This window comes from Streptomyces sp. NPDC005492 (assembly GCF_040605995.1).
GTDB lineage: Bacteria > Actinomycetota > Actinomycetes > Streptomycetales > Streptomycetaceae > Streptomyces.
On record NZ_JBEXDX010000044.1, the window covers coordinates 50,630 to 68,332 of the forward strand.

Annotated in this window: 15 protein-coding genes; 13 read left to right on the forward strand and 2 right to left on the reverse strand. The window is 70.5% G+C overall.

What is annotated here, in order from left to right; all coding sequences use genetic code 11:
• Positions 1-31: 31 nt before the first annotated feature.
• Positions 32-1,237, reverse strand: a complete 1,206-nt coding sequence (locus ABZT04_RS37325) for a glycosyltransferase family 39 protein (RefSeq protein WP_356062665.1) — start codon at positions 1,235-1,237, stop codon at positions 32-34.
• Between the two features lie 272 nt (positions 1,238-1,509).
• Between ABZT04_RS37325 and ABZT04_RS37330 the strand changes: the two genes are divergently transcribed.
• Both ABZT04_RS37330 and ABZT04_RS37335 read left to right on the forward strand, forming a co-directional pair.
• Entirely contained in the window at positions 1,510-3,114 is a 1,605-nt protein-coding gene (locus ABZT04_RS37330) for an MFS transporter (RefSeq protein WP_356062668.1), read from the forward strand.
• Positions 3,115-3,254: 140 nt separating this feature from the next.
• Positions 3,255-4,445 carry an acyl-CoA dehydrogenase family protein gene (locus ABZT04_RS37335; RefSeq protein ID WP_356062726.1) on the forward strand — a complete coding sequence of 397 codons (1,191 nt, stop codon included), beginning with the start codon at positions 3,255-3,257 and terminating at the stop codon, positions 4,443-4,445.
• 51 nt (positions 4,446-4,496) lie between these two features.
• On the opposite strand, the gene ABZT04_RS37340 is transcribed toward ABZT04_RS37335, so the two are convergent.
• Positions 4,497-4,937 carry a cell division protein SepF gene (locus tag ABZT04_RS37340; RefSeq protein WP_356062671.1) on the reverse strand — a complete coding sequence of 147 codons (441 nt, stop codon included), beginning with the start codon at positions 4,935-4,937 and terminating at the stop codon, positions 4,497-4,499.
• A 333-nt stretch (positions 4,938-5,270) separates the two neighbouring features.
• On the opposite strand from ABZT04_RS37340, the gene ABZT04_RS37345 reads away from it, so the two are divergent.
• The 11 genes from ABZT04_RS37345 to ABZT04_RS37395 form a co-directional block, all read left to right on the forward strand.
• On the forward strand, positions 5,271-6,458 hold the full coding sequence (locus ABZT04_RS37345) for a DUF5685 family protein (protein WP_356062674.1): 1,188 nt from the start codon (positions 5,271-5,273) through the stop codon (positions 6,456-6,458).
• A 171-nt stretch (positions 6,459-6,629) separates the two neighbouring features.
• The gene (locus tag ABZT04_RS37350) at positions 6,630-8,864 is read left to right on the forward strand and encodes a nitrate- and nitrite sensing domain-containing protein (protein ID WP_356062677.1); all 2,235 of its coding nucleotides are present in this window, start codon (positions 6,630-6,632) and stop codon (positions 8,862-8,864) included.
• On the forward strand, positions 8,861-9,289 hold the full coding sequence (locus tag ABZT04_RS37355) for a roadblock/LC7 domain-containing protein (RefSeq protein WP_043681265.1): 429 nt from the start codon (positions 8,861-8,863) through the stop codon (positions 9,287-9,289). Before ABZT04_RS37350 ends, ABZT04_RS37355 begins: the two co-directional genes overlap by 4 nt.
• A complete protein-coding gene (locus ABZT04_RS37360; protein WP_356062681.1) occupies positions 9,286-9,642 on the forward strand; it encodes a DUF742 domain-containing protein in 357 nt (118 codons plus the stop codon). The genes ABZT04_RS37355 and ABZT04_RS37360 overlap by 4 nt, the downstream gene beginning before the upstream one ends.
• A complete protein-coding gene (locus ABZT04_RS37365; RefSeq protein WP_356062684.1) occupies positions 9,626-10,225 on the forward strand; it encodes an ATP/GTP-binding protein in 600 nt (199 codons plus the stop codon). The genes ABZT04_RS37360 and ABZT04_RS37365 overlap by 17 nt, the downstream gene beginning before the upstream one ends.
• Positions 10,226-10,626: 401 nt before the next feature.
• The gene (locus tag ABZT04_RS37370; RefSeq protein ID WP_356062687.1) at positions 10,627-12,444 is read left to right on the forward strand and encodes an FAD/NAD(P)-binding protein; all 1,818 of its coding nucleotides are present in this window, start codon (positions 10,627-10,629) and stop codon (positions 12,442-12,444) included.
• Positions 12,445-12,752: 308 nt separating this feature from the next.
• Positions 12,753-13,829: an LLM class flavin-dependent oxidoreductase gene (locus ABZT04_RS37375; protein ID WP_356062689.1), complete on the forward strand. Its 1,077-nt coding sequence runs from the start codon at positions 12,753-12,755 to the stop codon at positions 13,827-13,829.
• Positions 13,826-15,148 carry an NtaA/DmoA family FMN-dependent monooxygenase gene (locus tag ABZT04_RS37380; RefSeq protein ID WP_356062692.1) on the forward strand — a complete coding sequence of 441 codons (1,323 nt, stop codon included), beginning with the start codon at positions 13,826-13,828 and terminating at the stop codon, positions 15,146-15,148. The genes ABZT04_RS37375 and ABZT04_RS37380 overlap by 4 nt, the downstream gene beginning before the upstream one ends.
• A gap of 24 nt (positions 15,149-15,172) precedes the next feature.
• Complete coding sequence (locus tag ABZT04_RS37385; RefSeq protein ID WP_356062695.1) at positions 15,173-15,955, forward strand: DUF1684 domain-containing protein; 783 nt, start codon at positions 15,173-15,175, stop codon at positions 15,953-15,955.
• Between the two features lie 253 nt (positions 15,956-16,208).
• Positions 16,209-17,108: a S1 family peptidase gene (locus ABZT04_RS37390; RefSeq protein WP_356062707.1), complete on the forward strand. Its 900-nt coding sequence runs from the start codon at positions 16,209-16,211 to the stop codon at positions 17,106-17,108.
• 161 nt (positions 17,109-17,269) lie between these two features.
• Positions 17,270-17,703, forward strand: a 434-nt coding sequence (locus ABZT04_RS37395; RefSeq protein ID WP_356062710.1) for an SPFH domain-containing protein, incomplete at its 3' end; no start/stop codon positions are given.

Here is a 17,703-nt window from a genome sequence, read left to right on the forward strand (position 1 = left end):
GCCGGACGCTCACCGAGTGTCTCCGTGCGGATCATGGTGGACCGGAGCCGTTCAGCCAGAACGCGCCGTACACCGCCGAGGCCACCGCGACACCGCCCACCACCCACGCTGACCTGGAGGTACGCAGCCTCGCCAGGGCGAGTGCGAGGGGGAGCAACAGGGGGAAGGCGGGCGTCAGCAGGCGCGGTTTCGAGCCGAAGTAGCTCGACGCGCACAGCGCCAGCGCGGTGACGACCCCCGTGTACACCAGCAGAGGGAGCGGCTGCCCCTGCCGCACCCCCACGACGTACAGCCAGACCACCAGCCCGACCCCGACGATCAGCCCCACCCCGGCCAGGGCCGAGGGGAACGAAGTGAACTTTTCGCCGATGAAACGGGCGAAGGCCGCGCCCCCGTCGAAACCGTTGCGCCAGCCGGCCTGGACGTCGAGATAGCCCAGCGGGCCCTTGCCGGTGCGGTGGCCGACCCACAGGACGTACCCGGCGGCACCCAAGGGCGCGAGCGCCATGCCGAGGGCGCGCGGCCATATCCGCGCGCCGGGCGCGGGCGCCGTGCTGCGATCCCGCACGAAAGAGGTGCCGTCCCGCACGGAAGAGGTGCCGTCCCCCGTGAAAGAGGTGCGCTCCCGCACGAGAGAGGCGATCGCCGCGACCCACACCGCGGCGACCACCGCGAGCCCCACGGGTCGCGTCAGCCCGGCCAGCAGGGCGAGGGCGCCCGCCGTCACCCAGCGACCGGTCAGCACGGCGTACAGCGACCAGGCGGCGAGCGCGGTGAAGAGGGACTCGCTGTACGCCATCGACTGCACGATCCCCACCGGCAGCACGGCCCACAGCAGGACGGCACACACGCCCGCCCTGCGCCCGTACACCTGCTCCGCGACCGCGAAGATCCCCCAGGCCGCGGCGAGCGAGGCGAGCAGGCTCACCGCGAGACCGCCGTCGGCGTACGGCAGCGGGGTAACCGCGTGCATGAGCCTTTCCAGCCAGGGCAGCAGCGGGAAGAAGGCGAGATTCGAGTGGACGTCGCCGTTCGGGAGACGTATCTCGTAGCCGTAACCGAGGTCGGCGACCCGGGTGTACCAGAGGGCGTCCCAGCGGGCCGTCAGCAGGGTGTGCGCGCTCTTCCCGCGCGCCGCGCTCCACACCGCGAGCACCACCAGCCCCAGGGCCCGGACGGCGGCGTACCCGAGGAGGGCCGGGGCCGCCCGGCGCAGAGGTGCTTCAAGATCGGTCACGGGCTCGATTATCGAGGGCGCGCGGAACCGGTATCCCCGGCGGGGCGTGGTCCGGACAGGGGCGACAGGAGGGCGAGTGGTGTACGCCACACGTGTTCTCCGGAGAGTGTGAGAGGTCCGCCACGTGGCATTGGCGTGAATTCGCGTACGCTGGCCGCTCACTCGCCTTCGTTTGCGCGGGTCGGAGACACCGCTCCTCTCCGGCCGCAGTCACGGGGAGTCCCCCACCCCGTGAGCCCGCCGAACGCGAGGGAACATCTGGGAGGTAGTACATGTCCGGGACGACCACGGCCGCCGCAGCGCTGCGCCGTCGGGCGGCCGGGGCCGGTGCGAACCGCTGGGTCGTCCTCGTCGTCCTCTGCGTGAGCCTGCTCCTCGTCGCGCTCGACGCCACCGTGCTCCATGTCGCGGTGCCCGCCGTCACCGAGGACCTCAAACCCGGCGCGATAGAGCTGCTCTGGATCGTCGACGTCTATCCGCTGGTCTGCGCCTCGCTCCTGATCCTCTTCGGCACGCTCGGCGACCGGGTGGGCCGCAGACGAATCCTGCTCCTCGGCTACGGCCTGTTCGGCATCGCCTCCGGTCTGGCCGCCCTCGCCCATGACGCGCAGGTCCTGATCCTCGCGCGGGCGCTGCTCGGCGTCGGCGGCGCGATGATCATGCCCGCGACCCTGTCGATCCTCCGCCAGGTCTTCCCCGACCGGCGCGAGCGCGCGGTGGCGATCGGCGTGTGGAGCGCGGTGGCGGCGGTCGGCGCGGCGGTGGGCCCCCTCCTCGGCGGCTTCCTCCTCGAACACTTCTGGTGGGGCTCGGTCTTCCTCGTCAACATCCCCCTGATGCTGATCAGCCTGCCGATCGGCCGCCTCCTGCTCCCCGAGTCCCGCGGCGACCGCGACGGCCCGTGGGACGTCGTCGGCGCGCTGATGGCCGCCGGCGGACTCTTCGGCGTCGTCCTGGGCGTGAAGCGGCTCGGCGGCGGGGAGCCGGTGGAGAGCGCGTGGACCGTGGTCCCGTTGCTCGTGGGCGCGGTGCTGATGGTTCTTTTCGTACGACGGCAGCGGCGCCGTACGCATCCGCTGGTGGACCTGGGGATGTTCCGCAGGCCGGCGTTCAGCACCTCCGTCGGCTGCATCGTGCTGGCGATGCTGGCACTGGTCGGCCTGGAGCTGATCGCGGCCCAGTATCTGCAACTGGTACTGGGGCTCTCGCCGCTGCAGACCGGTCTACGGCTGCTGCCGCTGACGTTCGCGGCGATGGCAGCCGGGCTGTTCGGGGCGCGGATGCTCCGGCGTTTCGGCCCGCGCCGGATGGTGTGCACCGGCTTCTGCCTGACCGCGCTCTCGGTGCTGACGCTGACCGCGATGGGCGGGCGGGACAACACCGGGCTGCTGCTCTTCGGGTTCCTGCTGCTGGGCTTCGGCCTGGAGATGACGCTCTTCGGGGCCTACGAGTCGATGCTGAGCGAGGCACCACCGGCCCAGGCTGGCGGCGCGGCGGCGATCGGCGAGACCTCCTACCAACTCGGCGCCGGCATCGGCATCGCGCTCCTCGGCAGCGTCATGAACGCGGCCTACGCGCCCGGGCTGTCCTCCGTTCCCGGTGTACCGGCGTCCGCGTCGGCCTCGGCGGGGCATTCGCTGGGGGAGGCCTATGACGTCGCCGCGCGGCTCGGCGGGGTGCGTGGTGCCGCCCTGCGCGACGCGGCTCGGCATGCCTTCGTGCACGGGCTGCATGTCACCTTGCTCGTCAGCGCGGGGTTGCTGTTGCTGGGGGCGGTGATGGCGTTGCGGTTGCCGCGCATCATGCAGTGCGGCGAGGCTCCGCTGGCTGCGGTGCCTGCCCCTAGGGAAGTCACACAGTCCCGCGTCTCCGCCTGAACCACGCTCTCCCACCCACGCACCGCCCGTGGCGGTCGGCTGGGAAGTGGGCGTTGTCCGTACCGGGTACTTCGCCGTCGGCGGCTATCCGTCCGCGTTATCGTAACTAGCGCTGGTAGTTTTCTTGGATCCCGGAGGCCCTGCCCATGTCCTCGAAGTTGCCCCCCTTCGACCCCGCCGACCCCCTCGGCATCGACGACCTGCTCGACCCCGAGGACCTGGCGATCCGGGACACCGTGCGGGACTGGGCGGCGGATCGGGTGCTGCCGTATGTCGCCGAGTGGTACGAGAAGGGCGAGTTGCCCGGGATCCGGGAGCTCGCTCGTGAACTCGGTGGCATCGGGGCCCTTGGTATGTCGCTCGACGGGTACGGGTGTGCCGGTGCCTCGGCCGTGCAATACGGGCTCGCCTGCCTGGAGTTGGAGGCCGCCGACTCGGGGATTCGGTCGCTCGTGTCCGTGCAGGGCTCCCTGGCCATGTACGCCATCCACCGCTTCGGGAGCGAGGAGCAGAAGCAGACCTGGCTGCCGCGCATGGCCTCCGGTGACGTCATCGGCTGCTTCGGGCTCACCGAACCCGACCACGGGTCCGACCCCGGCGCCATGCGGACCTACGCCAAGCGCGACGGCGGGGACTGGGTCCTCAACGGGCGGAAGATGTGGATCACGAACGGGTCGGTGGCCGGGGTCGCCGTCGTGTGGGCGCAGACCGACGACGGGATCCGCGGGTTCGTCGTACCCACCGCCGGCGCCGGGTTCTCCGCGCCGGAGATCAAGCACAAGTGGTCACTGCGGGCATCCGTCACCAGTGAACTCGTCCTCGACGACGTACGGTTGCCGGCCGATGCCGTGCTGCCGGAGGTCGTCGGACTGAAGGGGCCGCTGAGCTGTCTGTCGCACGCCCGTTACGGAATCGTGTGGGGCGCGATGGGCGCGGCACGCGCATCCTTCGAGTCGGCCGTCGAGTACGCGAAGACGCGGGAGCAGTTCGGGCGGCCCATCGGTGGCTTCCAGCTCACCCAGGCCAAGCTCGCCGACATGGCGGTCGAACTGCACAAGGGGATTCTGCTCGCCCACCATCTGGGGCGGCGCATGGACGCCGGGCGCCTGCGTCCCGAGCAGGTCAGCTTCGGCAAGCTGAACAACGTACGAGAGGCCATCGAGATCTGCCGTACGGCACGGACGATCCTCGGTGCCAACGGGATCTCGCTGGAGTACCCGGTGATGCGGCACGCGACGAACCTGGAGTCGGTGCTCACGTACGAGGGCACCGTCGAGATGCACCAGCTCGTGCTGGGCAAGGCGCTCACCGGACTCGACGCCTTCCGGTAGGAAGACCTCTGTTCAACCCTGCGGGAGGCAGGGCCGGTAAGCAGCCCTGCCTCAGCTCTGGTTGAAGAAGCCGTCCTCACGGCGTGCGGCCGGGTCGCCGCTGACGATCTCGGTGTTGGCGGGGGTCAGCAGGAAGACACGGTTGGCGACCCGCTCGATCGTGCCGCGCAGGCCGAAGGTCAGGCCGGCCGCGAAGTCGACCACGCGCTTGGCGTCGGTCGCCTCCATCGCCGTGAGGTTCACGATCACCGGAACCCCTTCCCGGAACAGCTCGCCGATGGCCCGGGCGTCCCGGAAGCTGTCCGGGGTGACCGTGCCGATCCGACGGCCCTTCACCTCGGCGACGTCCGAGGCCACCTTCACTCGCGGGTCCGTCACCCAGGCATCCCCGGGCTGCTCGGTCCCTTCGGAGTAGTCGTCGTCGTAGTAGCGCTCGTCATCGTTGTCGTCAACGAGCCCAAGCCAGGCACTCGCCTTGCGTACCGATCCCATGGACGCCTCCTCTCACAGCGGTCTTTATTGCTATCCGCATCCCTATGGTCATCCATGATGCGGATCGCGCGCCAAGTGGATAGACGCCGCGCGGGGGGTTTGTGACGCTACTGGTGCACAGCCAATACGTCGAGGGCCCCCGTGTATCAAGGGTGTTGCTGGACACGGCTGCTGACTGAGAGTGAAATATGATTCTTCCCGGCGTCCGGGTGACGGCTGGTGCGTACGGGTGAACGGGGTGGTCGATGGAACGCGGCTGCTCAACGCCCGGTCAGATGCCATGTCGAACTCCGAATGCCCTGTCAGTTGTCGTTCACGCCACGGGGGGTTGTCGTGTTCGGAATGGTTCGGCCTTGCAGTCACAGGCTCGGTGAGAGCCTCAAGAGCCAGTGGATGGCGCATCTGTGCGGGCTGTGTCTCGCACTGCGCGGGGATCATGGGCAGTTCGCGAGGATTGTCACCAATTACGACGGGCTGCTGCTCTCGGTCCTGACGGAGGCTCAGGTCGAGTCGGCGGGCGGCGGATGGCGGCGTACGGCCGGGCCCTGCCCCCTGCGCGGGATGCGGACCGCGTCCGTCGCACAGGGCGAGGGCGCGCGGCTCGCGGCGGCCGTCTCGCTGGTGCTCGCCTCGGCCAAGGTGCGTGACCATGTCGCCGACCGGGACGGGCTGCTGGCCCGCAGGCCGGTGGCGCTGGCCGCGCGGCGGGTCGCGGGGAGTTGGGGGCGGGCCGGGGCGCGGACGGGTTCCGCCGTCGGGTTCGACGCGGGGATACTCGTCGACGCGGTGGACCGGCAGCTCGGCATCGAGACACTCGCCGGGCTCGGCACACCGATCCTGACCGTCACCGAACCGACCGAGACCGCCACCGCCGCCGCCTTCGCGCACACCGCGATCCTGGCCGGCCGCCCCGGCAACGCGGCACCACTCGCCGAGGCCGGACGCCTCTTCGGGCGGCTCGCGCATCTCCTGGACGCCGTGGAGGATCGGGAGTCCGACGCCGCGGCGGGCGCCTGGAACCCGCTCACCGCGACCGGCACCTCGCTGACGGAGGCCCGGCGACTGGCCGACGACGCGCTGCACGGGATACGGCTCGCGCTGCGGGAGGCAGAGTTCGCGGACGGGAAGCTCGCGCATCTGCTCCTCGCGCACGAACTCGGCCGCTCGGTGGACCGGGCCTTCGGCACCCAGTCCTGCGGACACGGACCCGGACACGGCTCCGGACCTGAGGCCGCCTTCGGACCGCCGCAGACTCCGTACCTGCCGGGCGATCCGCAGCACGGCGGCAATCCCTACGGCGGGGAGCCCCCGCGACCCGACAAGCGCGGCTTCTGGGCCGGATGCGCCGTCGCCCTCGGGCTGTGCTGCACCTGCAAGGTGTGCTGCGCCGACGAGTTCGAGGGGCCGTGGTCGCGGCGGCGGCGCGAGGGGTGCTGTTCCGGTTGTGACTGCTCGTGCTGTGACGCCTGTGAGTGCTGCGAGTGCTGTGAATGTCTGTCGTGCTGCGACTGCGGGCTGTGACGGTCGGTCACCATCGTTGTATACGGGCGCCTTGAGGAGCGGCGCCGACCCGCACGTCCGGTCAGCCCGTGTTTCGGCGCGGTAAAACAAAAACATGATCCGGTGACCGGCGTGCTGTGAGCCTCGTTGGGTGGCAGAAGAACCATTTCGCCACCCATTTAAGGCACTTCAGTGGACGTCACAACAAAAGCGACCACCAGCATCCGCACCAGGCTGCTGAGGATTCTGGTCCTCGCCCTCGCGGTCCTGCTCGCTCTGCTCGGCGTCGCGGCCGCCGAGCAGATCTCCGCCTATCGCAACGCCTCCGCGACCGCCGACAACGCCCGCCTGGAGATCACCCTCCAGGGACTCGTCCACGAGCTGCAGAAGGAGCGCGGCCTCACCACCGGATACGTGGGCGGTGTCAAGCAGTTCGACGCCAAGCTGCCCGCACAGCGCAAGGCGACCGACACCGCGCGCGAGCAGTTGGACGTGGCCCTGAACGGACGTGAGGACTCGGCCGCGGGCTCCGTGCGCGAGTCCTTCGGCCGGCTCGACGGGCTCGCCGGGATCCGCAAGGACGCCGACGACGGCACGGGCGTGGTGAAGGACACCTTCGACTACTTCACCACCACCATCACCGTCCTCGACCGGCTCGACCTCGGCCTCGAAGACGTCCACGACGGCACCCTGCGTGACGCCTACCAGGCACTCCAAGTCCTGGGCAACGCCAAGGAGTTCACCGGCGAGGAGCGTGCCATCGTGCTCGGCTCGGTACGCGCCGGGAAGTTCCGCGGCGACGACTACAGCCGGTTCATGGAGATCCGCGCCGGGCGCCTCGCCGCCCTCGACGCCTTCCCGCGGTCGGCCACCGCCGTGCAGGAGCGGCGCCTGGACACCGCCCTGACCACGCCCGACGCCGAGCGCGCGCTGTCGTACGAGAGCAAGGCTGTGCACGGCACCGGGAAGCTGAAGTGGAGCTCCATCCCGCCCATGGCCTGGTGGGACTCCATGACCTCCACCATCAACGGGATGCGGACCGTGCAGGTCTCCCTCGGTACCGATGTCGAGAACAGGGCCGCCCAGTTGGAGAGTTCGGCCCAGCGCGACCTGCTGCTGTTCCTGCTGCTCGCTCTCGGTACCGTCGTCGCGCTCGGCGCGCTGGCCCTCGACTGCGTGCGGTCCGTCTCCTCGCCGCTCGTCGAACTCGCCCAGCAGGCACGGGAGGTGGCCGGAAGCCGGCTGCCGCAGGCCGTGGCCGCCGTTCAGGACGGTTCGGCGGGGACGGCTCCGCAGCCGCCCGCCCGGCTGGCGGTGGCCGACCGGGCCGGGGCCGAAGTTCGGGAGGTGGCCGAGGCGTTCGACCGGGTGCAGCGGTCCGCCTTCGATCTCGCCACCGAGCAGGCCGTGTTGCGGCGCAACGCCACCGACTCGCTGGTGAGTCTGGGCCGTCGCAACCAGAACCTGGTGCGCCGTCAGATCAGCTTCATCAACAAGCTGGAGCACGAGGACGCCGACCCCGCGACCCTCGCCAACCTCTTCGAACTCGACCATCTGGCCACCCGTATGCGCCGCAACGCCGAAAGCCTCCTCGTGCTCGCCGGAGAGTCCAGCCCGCGCCCCTGGTCCACCCCGATGTCCGTCAACGACGTGCTGCGCGCCTCGCTGTCCGAGGTCGAGGAGTACCGCCGGGTCACCCTGCGCAGGATCGAGCCCGTGTTCGTCACCGGCTCGGTCGTGGTCGAAATCGCCCACCTGCTCGCCGAGTTGGTGGAGAACGCGCTGAGCTTCTCGCCGCCGGACTCCGACGTGGAGATCGAGGGGCGGCGCACCAGCGCCGGCTATCTGATCGCGATCGTCGACCACGGCTTCGGCATGGACAACCAGGCCCTCGCCGAAGCGAACGTACGGCTCTCCGGCACCGCCAGCTTCATGGCCGAACCCACCCGGTTCCTCGGCCACTTCGTGGTCGGCGCGCTGGCCCGCAAGTGCGGTATCGAGGTACGGCTCGGCGAGGCACCGGCGGCCGGTGTGGTCGCGCGGGTGTTGATTCCTGCGGGGCTGCTGACGGACACCCCGCAGGGCAAGCCCGCGGACCAGCCCGCGCTGCCGGCACCGCGCAAGGAGGCGGACGTGGTCGAGTCGAAGCCCGTCGAGAACACCGCCTCGGGTGCCAAGGGCACCTCTGCCTCGCGCACGCGCAACGGACTTGTCAAGCGCCCCCAGCGCAGCGCGATCTCGGAAGCCGTCACCGAGACGGACCGCCCCAGCCGCCCGGCGCCCAGCGGGCCGAGCACCGACCGAAGCCCCGAACAGGTCTCCGGGATGCTCTCCACCCTGCGCAGCGCCCACATGCGGGGCGGTATCAGCGTGGAGAAGGAGAAGGCCAAGGCGTCCGGCGGCAACAGTGAGGGTGACACCAAGTGACCACTGTCGACACCCAGCACGACTCGCAGACCTTCAACTGGCTGCTCGCCAACTTCGTCAAGAGCACCGACGGCGTACGCGACGCGGTCGCCGTCTCCTCCGACGGGCTGCTGATCGCCGTGTCGGACGGGCTCGGGCGGACCGAGGCCGACCATCTCGCGGCGATCGTCTCGGGCCTCAGCAGCCTGGCGCGCAGCGCGTCCAAGCGGTACAGCTTCGACGGGGTCAAGCTGATCATGATCGAGATGGGGCGCGGTTTCCTGCTCGTCTCGGCGATCCGGGACGGCAGTTGTCTCGGTGTCCTCGCCGACAGCAGCGGTGAACTGGGCCTGGTCGGCTACGAGATGGCGGTGCTCGCGGAGCGGGCGGGTGATCTGCTCACCCCGACACTCATCGCCGATCTGCGGCAGGCGTTGCCACGGTGAACGGTGAACAGCCCAGGGACGTAGAACCTGACGAGGACGCGACGTTCGTCCGGCCGTTCATCATCACCGGCGGCCGGGCCGAGCCTCTCCAGGCCGATCTGCGGCTGGAGACGCTGGTCGTCGCCGTCGGCGGGCCGGATCCGTCGCTCACCTTCGAGCGGCGCCACATCGTCGCGGTGTGCGAACGGCCGACGACCGTCGCCGAGGTGGCGCACCGGGTCGGCGTACCCCTCGGAGTGGCCAAGGTGCTGATCTCCGACCTCGTCGTCGCCGGGCAACTCGCCTGCCGGCAATCCGCGGAGCTGCCGCTCCCGACGCTCGAAAGGATCAGGGACCATGTCCGGGCGCTCTGACAGGATCGTGCCGCTGGCCGTGAAGATCGTGGTGAGCGGCGGCCTAGGGGTCGGCAAGACCACGTTCATCGGGGCCATTTCGGAGATCGAACCCCTCGACACCGAGGCGGCGATCACCCAAGTCTCCGTGGGCGTCGACTCGTTGGTGGGCGTCGAGGCGAAGACCACCACGACCGTCGCGCTCGACTTCGGGCGGATCACGCTCGATCCGACGATCGCGCTGTATCTGTTCGGGACGCCCGGACAGGACCGGTTCTCGTTCCTCTGGGACGACCTGGTGGAGGGCGCGCTCGGCACGGTGGTCCTCGTGGACACCCGGCGGATCGAGGACTGCTTCCCGGCGGTCGACTACTTCGAGTCGCAGGGCGCGCCGTTCGTCCTCGCCGTGAACCGCTTCGACGGCGCGGAGCGGTTCGAGGTGGACGAGGTCAGGGAGGCGCTGGGGCTCAGTGCGGACGTGCCCGTGCTGGAGTGCGACGCGCGGGACCGGGACTCCGTACGGGATGTGCTGGGCGCGCTGATGGACCGGGTGATCGGGGTCCGCGCGTCGCCACGACGGCGTACTGCCGCCCTGACGCGGTAGGCGCGGTCAAGGAAGTGTGGAGAGAACCCGAGGGGAGGGGTGTGTGAAGGCGGAAGGGGTGGAGACGCAGAACGCGTGAAGCGCCCGGTCGGGCGGGGAATCCGGCGACGGGGACGCGCAGTGGGTCAGCTCAACAGGAAGAGGACCACACTCGACCGAGGTCGATGTGGGAGCGCTTGACCAGCCACTGCTGCGGATGCATGGGGTAAGTGGAACAGGCATCCGGTGGGGCGTCAACCAAGATGAGACGTAGCGCTCACAGTTCGGACAGCCTTGACAGCGAGGGGAAACGGCGCCGTACAGTCGATGGACGGTCCTGCTGAGGGGCTCGGCCGTACGGCGCCGCGAGGCGTCCTGTGTGAAGGCACCCGCCCGTGTTGCTCACGTCACGGAGTCTTCGCATGCCTTCCGACAGTCCCACCCCCATATCCGCCGTCCCCGGCACGAGGCCTTCACTCGTGATCGTCGGGGCCGGGCCGCGGGGGACCGGTCTCATCGAGCGCATCGCCGCCAACGCGCCCGAGCTGTACGGCGGTTCGGGCGCCGAGGGTGCCGAGGGTTTCGACATCCACCTCGTCGACCCCCATCCGCCGGGCGCCGGACGCATCTGGCGCGCCGCCCAGTCGCCGCTGCTGTGGATGAACTCGCACGCCGAGGACGTCACCATGTTCACCGACGAGACGGTGGTCATGGACGGGCCGGTGCGCCCCGGCCCCACGCTGCACGAATGGGCGGACATCCAGGGCGCCACCTTCGCCGACCGGCAGCTCCAGGGCGCCTATCTGCGCTGGGTGCACGAACAGTCCGTGGCCGCCCTGCCGCCGGGCATCACCGTCCACCACCATCCGCGGCGGGCCTTGAGGGTGAGCGGTCCGCGCGAGGGACGCCAGCAGGTGTGGCTGGAGGGCCGCCCGCGCCCGCTCCTCGCCGACCTCGTGGTCCTCGCGATCGGTCACCTCGACGCCGAACTCGACGAGGAGCAGCGCGAGTTGGCGGCCTACGCCCGCGCCCACGACCTGGTCCACCTGCCGCCCGACTTCACCGCCGACAGCGACCTGTCCGCCCTCGCGCCCGGCGAACCCGTCATCGTCCGGGGCTTCGGTCTCGCCTTCGTCGACCTGATGGTGCTGCTCACCGAGGGGCGGGGCGGACGGTACGACGGCGAGACGTATGTGCCGTCGGGGCGGGAGCCGGTGCTGTACGTCGGGTCGCGGCGCGGAGTGCCGTACCACTCGAAGATCGGTTACGAGTGGACCGGTGAACGGCCGCCGCTGCCACGGTTCTTCGGGCCCGCAGAGGTCGACGCGCTGCTCGCACGGCCGGAGGGGTTCGACTTCCGGCGGGACGTATGGCCGCTGATCGAGAAGGAGTTGGGGTTCGCGCACTATCACCGGCTGTTCGCTGCCCACCCCGAGCGGACGGCCGTCGCCTGGACCGACTTCGAGGAGAAGTACACGGCCGGGGAGGCGGCGGAGCGCGAGGCGCTGGTGGCCTCCGCCGTGCCCGACCCCGCCGACCGGCTCGACCTCGCGGCGCTCGACCGTCCGCTGGACGGGGTGCGGTACGCGTCGCAGGAGGCGTTCCAGGACGGCCTGCGGACCTATGTCGAGGCCGACCTGACACGCCATCACGACCCGTCCAACAGCCCGGACTTGGCGGTCTTCCTCGGACTGCTCTCCGTCTACGGCCAGTTGATCCGGCTCGGTGGTGATGTCGGGCCCTGGTGGCACGGCTTCTTCAGCTATCTCGCCTCGGGGCCGCCCGGACCCCGGCTGCGCCAACTGCTCGCGCTGTCCCGGGCCGGCGTCGTGCGGTTCGTCGGCGCCGACATGACCGTGACCGCCGAGGACGGGGTGTTCCGGGCGTCGAGCCCGACCGTGCCGGGGGTGACGACCGAGGCACGGGCGCTCGTCGAGGCGCGGCTGCCCGAGCCCACCGTCGGACGGGCGCTGGACCCGCTGCTGCGCGCACTGCACGCCGACGGAGCTGTGGAAACCCCGCAGGGCCTGCTGCGAGTGGACCCCACTGACGGGCGCATCCTCGACACGGCCGGCCGCCCGCACCCCCGCCGCTTCGCCCTCGGCCCCTACACCGACGTACGGACCCCCGGCGCCTTCACCCGACCGCGCACCGGCGGCCCGGCCTTCCGGCAGAACGATGCCACTGCGCGGGCGGCGCTGGTCTTCCTGCGGGGCCTCGCATGTCGGGCTGCCGCGTAGTCGCCGAGCCGGCCCGGTGAAGTCGCGGGCTTCATCAGGGACTTGGCCCTCTCCGGGGGGCCCGAACGACAGGAAGGCTTTTCTGCGATGACTTCCTCGCACGGCCGGGGCCTGCATCTGGCCGCGTACGGGCGGCGGCCCCGCCTTCCGGCAGAACCACGCCACCGCGCGGGCCGCGCTGGCCTTTCTGCGGGACCTCGCGTGTCGGACCGTCGCGTAGTCACCGAGCCGGTCGCTGAAGTCCCGTGCCTCATCAAGGACTTGGTCCTCCCCGAGGGGGCCTCGAACGACAGGAAGGTTTCCCTCCCATGACCTCCTCGCACGGCCGGCGTCTGCATCTGGCCGCCGCCGTCGATCAGCCCTCGGCCTACGACGCCGGCTCCTACGTCGAGTTGGCGCGGCTCGCTGAGAGCGGCGGCCTCGACTTCGTGACGCTCGACGACACCTTCGCGCGTCCCGGGCCCGACGCCCTCGGCGTGCTGTCCCGCGTCGCCCCGGCCACCGGACGGATCGGTCTGGTGCCCACCGTGACCGTCACGCACACCGAGCCCTTCCATGTGCAGGCCGCGGTCGCGACCCTCGACTGGGTCAGCCGAGGGCGGGCCGGCTGGCGGATCGACGTGTCGACCACGGAGGGCGAGGCCCGGCTCTTCGGCCGTGGGCGTGCCGAGCCCGCCGACGCCCTGTGGCAGGAGGCGGGTGAAGTCGCGGAGGTGGCAGCGCGGTTGTGGGACAGCTGGGAGGACGACGCCGAGATACGGGACACTGCCACCGGCCGCTTCGTCGACCGCGACAAGCTGCACCACGTCGACTTCCACGGCTCCGCGTTCTCCGTCAAGGGCCCCTCGATCGTGCCCAGACCACCGCAGGGTCACCCGGTCCGCGTGGTCGACGCCACCGAGGGCCAGGCCCGTCGGACGGCGGCCCGGTATGCCGATGTGGCCCTGGTCCGCGCGGCGAGTTCCGCACAGGCCGGTGCCGTACGAGCCGAACTGCGCGCGTCCGCCGAGGAGTTCGGCCGCGATCCCGACACCCTGCGGGTTCTCGCGGGTCTCGTCGTCGACCTCGGCGACGGTGAGCACGCGGCCGAGCCGGGCCACGGCGGGGGCGGCCCCCGGCAGTCCGCGCACGGCCCGCTGTACCGGGGCGGCCCGGTCGACCTCGCCGAACTGATCGCCGGCTGGCACGGCGACCGTACCGTCGACGGCTTCCACCTCACGCCCCTCGAACCGCGCCGCGACCTGGAACGGCTGGTCAACGGCACGGTGGCGCTGCTCCAACACCGGGGTCTGTTCCGCACGTTCTATCCGGGCAGCACGCTCAGGGAGCACCTGGGCCTGGCCCGGCCCGCCAATCAGTACGCCGTGACCGGGGGAGCGTCATGACCGTACGAGCCCGTAGGGAGATCCACCTGGCGGCCCACTTCCCCGGCGTCAACAGCACCACCGTGTGGGCCGATCCGCGGTCGAAGTCCCAGATCGGGTTCTCCTCCTTCGAGCATCTCGCCCGCACCGCCGAACGCGGTCTCTTCGACTTCTTCTTCCTCGCCGAGGGACTGCGGCTGCGTGAACACAAGGGCCGTATCCACGACTTGGACGTCGTCGGACGGCCCGAGTCGCTCACCGTCCTCAACGCGCTCGCCGCCGTCACCGAGCGGATCGGACTGGCCGCCACGGTCAACGCCACCTTCAACGAACCGTACGAACTCGCCCGCAGACTCGCCACGTTGGACCACCTCAGTGGAGGCCGGGCCGCCTGGAACGTGGTGACCTCCTCCGACGCCTTCACCGGTGAGAACTTCCGACGCGGCGGCTACCTCGACCGCGCGGAGCGGTACACCCGTGCCGCTGAATTCCTCGCCGTAGCAAGGGAGTTGTGGGACTCCTGGACCCCCAACGGAGTCTCCCGTCCCTTCGCGCACCGAGGCCAACACTTCGACATCGCGGGCGAGTTCACCGTGCCGCGCTCACCGCAGGGGCATCCTGTCGTCATCCAGGCCGGGGACTCGGGGGAAGGTCGGGAGTTCGCGGCCCGGTCGGCCGACGTCGTCTTCACGCGGCACGGCACGCTGGAGGACGGTCGCGCCTTCTACGCCGACGTGAAGGGACGGCTCGCGAAGTACGGCCGTAGCGCGGACGATCTCAAGATCATGCCCGGCGTCTCCGTCGTCCTCGGCGACACGGCGGCCGAGGCGCAAGAGCGGGCCGCCGAGATCCGGCGACAGCAGGTCTCCCCGCAGAACGCGATCCTCGCCCTGGAGCAGGTCTGGGGCACCGACCTCTCCTCCTACGACCCCGACGGCCCGTTCCCCGACTTTGACCCGGTGCCCGACCCGTCGATCACCGAGGGGCGGACCCGGCGCGGCGACACCGTCGCGACGGCCGAAAAGTGGCGGGCACTGTCCCGGGAGAAGGGGCTGTCCATCCGGCAGACCGTGATCGAGGCGAGCGGACGCCAGTCCTTCATCGGCACCCCGGAGGCGGTCGCCGCCGAACTGGAGACGTTCGTACGGCAGGACGCCGCCGATGGCTTCATCCTCGTGCCGCACCTCACCCCGGGTGGTCTCGACGAGTTCGTTGACCGGGTGGTGCCACTGCTCCAGGAACGCGGCGCGTTCCGCACGGAATACCGGGGCGCCACCCTGCGCTCACATCTCGGACTCCCCGACCCGGCGGGAAGGGGTGACCGGGCGGCCACAGGTTGAGCACGGGACGAGGGAGCTGATGGCATGACTTCGGGCGCGGACGAGGAATGGAAGCAGTGGCACAAGCACCGCACGGAGACCGTGTCGGCGCCCTACGGCCCCCTCGCCCTCACCGGCACGCACTGGCTGGAGGACTATCCGGACGGTCGACTTCCGGCCATCCCCGGGGTATGGACGCTCGACGGTGACGCCGTCGTCCTCACCGCGTCGGAGGCGGACGGACTGACCCTCGACGGGGAACCCTTCGCCGGAACCGTCCACCTCGGCGTCGACAACCTCCCGGTGAGCGCGGCCCGCGTCGGCCTCGGTGAGCGCCGGCTGGTCGTCCTGATCCGCGAGGGAGTCCGGGGTGTGCGCGCCTACGACCCCGACTCGGCGGCGCGGCGGGCGTTCCGGGGCATCGAGGCCACGCCCTACGAACCGCGCCGCTCGGTGCCGGGCCGCTTCACGCCGTACGACGCGCGGCGCACGGTGCGCGTGGACACGGCGGACGGTGTCGAACGTGGGCTCGGGCTCGCGGGTGAACTCGCCTTTCGGCTGGACGGGCGGGAGTTGACGCTCCAGGTGGCTGTGCAGGGCGACGGCAGGCTGTGGGCGGTGTTCGCCGACTCCACGAGTGGGCGCGGCAGTTACCGGTTCCGGTTCCTGTACCCCGCCGCGCCCGATGCCGAGGGGCGCACGACGGTCGACTTCAACCGGGCGGTGCTGCCGCCGTGCGCGTTCGCCGACCACTTCATCTGCCCTTTCCCGCCGTCGGGGAATACGCTGGGCGTCGCGATCGAGGCGGGGGAGCGCAACCTCCGGTAGGTGGGGCATCGATCCCTGGTGGGCGGGGCTTCCATCTTCTGCGGCGGGGTGATCAACTCGCGTAGATCGTGGGCAAGTTGAAGGCTGCACGGCCGAAAGGCGCCCTTGCGCGGCTCGGTCACGCAGCCGAATACTCCCCCACAGCGCTTGTCAGGGGCACGGCGTGTTCGAAAACCGGACGCCCGACCCTGACTGCGCCTCACGGGCCCCGACCCCACGCGGGCCCCCGAATTCCCCTGGGAGGGAACGAAACGTGAGGATCAAGCGCACCACCCCGCGCAGCGGAATCGCGAGACGGGCCGGGCTGATCGCCGTGGCCACCGGATTCGTGGCCGCTGCGGCGTTCGCCGTCCCCACCGCGAGCGCAGCCGACGTACACACGTTCAGCGCCACCCAGCTCTCCGCGGCCAACTCGTCCGTACTGAAGGCCGATGTCCCGGGCACCGCCTGGGCGGTCGACAGCAAGACGAACCGTGTCGTCGTCACCGTCGACTCCACGGTCTCGCAGGCCGAGATCGCGAAGATCAAGTCGCAGGCGGGCAGCACCGCCGACGCGATCACCATCAAGCACACGGCCGGCCAGTTCAAGAAGCTGCTCACCGGAGGCGATGCCATCTACGGCGGCGCCTACCGCTGCTCGGCCGGCTTCAACGTGCACAGCGGGAGCACGTACTACTTCCTGACCGCCGGCCACTGCGGTGAGGTCGCCTCCACCTGGTACTCCAACTCCGGTCACACCACGGTGCTGGGCACGAACGTGGGCTACAGCTTCCCGACCAACGACTTCGCGCTGGTCAAGTACACCAACACGTCGGTCGCCCACCCGAGCGCGGTCGGCACCCAGACCATCTCCAGCGCGGCCACCCCGGCCGTGGGCACCACCGTCTACCGGCGCGGCTCCACCACCGGCACGCACAGCGGCCGGGTCACCGCCCTGAACGCCACCGTCAACTACGGCAGCGGCGACATCGTCTACGGCATGATCCAGACCACGGTCTGCGCCGAGGGCGGCGACAGCGGCGGCCCGCTCTACGGCGGCACCGTGGCCTACGGTCTGACCTCGGGCGGCAGCGGCGACTGCACCTCCGGCGGCACGACCTTCTTCCAGCCGGTCACCGAGGCGCTGAGCTACTACGGCGTGAGCGTCGGCTGACGTCCGCCCGCATGACCTCCGCTCCGGACTGCAGCCGGTAGCGGGTGAGCCCCCGTACGCAACTGGCGTGCGGGGGCTCGCTCTTGTGCGGAGCACGGAGTTACCGTCGTCGTATCGCAGCAGGCACCTGATGCGCCCACGTCGGACCCTGGGGGGCCGTGATGGTCGAGGAGCTGGTGACGGCGGGAGTGACCCTCGCGTCCGTCGGAGCGGTGTACACGATGGCGGCGGCGCGGGTCGTCAAACAGTACGAACGGGGCGTGGTGTTCCGGCTCGGCAGGCTGCGGTCGGATGTGCGCGGCCCCGGCTTCACCCTGGTCGTCCCGTTCGTGGACAAGCTCCGCAAGGTCAACATGCAGATCGTGACGATGCCCGTGCCCGCGCAGGAGGGCATCACCCGCGACAACGTGACCGTGCGGGTCGACGCGGTCGTCTACTTCAAGGTCGTCGACGCGGCGGACGCGCTGGTGCAGGTCGAGGACTATCGCTTCGCCGTCTCGCAGATGGCGCAGACCTCCCTGCGGTCGATCATCGGCAAGAGCGATCTCGACGACCTGCTCTCCAACCGTGAAAAGCTCAACCAGGGCCTGGAGTT